This window comes from Halorubrum sp. CGM4_25_10-8A (genome assembly GCF_005435025.1).
Classification (GTDB): Archaea; Halobacteriota; Halobacteria; order Halobacteriales; family Haloferacaceae; genus Halorubrum; species Halorubrum ezzemoulense.
This window is the reverse complement of record NZ_SGTX01000059.1, coordinates 1-464: the sequence shown is the minus strand read 5'-3', so window position 1 is coordinate 464 and position 464 is coordinate 1. Positions and strand designations below refer to the sequence as shown.

Below are 464 nucleotides of genomic sequence, written 5' to 3'. Positions count from 1 at the left end.
CAAATATTGTACGGAGGCCCACCTCGTTACCTCCCCGCGAGACCAGTACGACCAGTTCGTCCATGACCTACGTACTGTCACCCAGCGAGACGAAGTCCAAACAATCCTCCCTATGAACGGATACGGGATTTACACGGTCCGAAACACCGAGGAGATACAAGACGACGTGAGTCTAATTATTCCGAGCATCGAGAGCTACGAGGCGGCGTGGGATAGGTACCGAACAGTCATGATGGCCCAGTCGTGTAATATTCCTACACCAGAGACTGATCTCTTGTCCGACCGGAGCAAGGCCCCAGACCGGGCCGTCATCAAGTCGAGGTATTCGATCATTGAGAGTGACAATGAACTGTCCTATCCTGGCGTTGAGTTGATAGATGGGAACAATAGCGTCGATCAAGAAGCCGTCATCGAACGGATGTCCCACGAACCGATCATTCAGGAGTACGTTCCGAGTACAGGAG

At 52.6% G+C, this 464-nt stretch carries 1 protein-coding gene; it reads left to right on the top strand.

Annotation, left to right across the window (positions count from 1 at the left end; all coding sequences use genetic code 11):
• Nucleotides 1-464: hypothetical protein (locus EXE52_RS18635; protein ID WP_206750696.1), on the top strand; the 464-nt coding region annotated here is incomplete at both ends.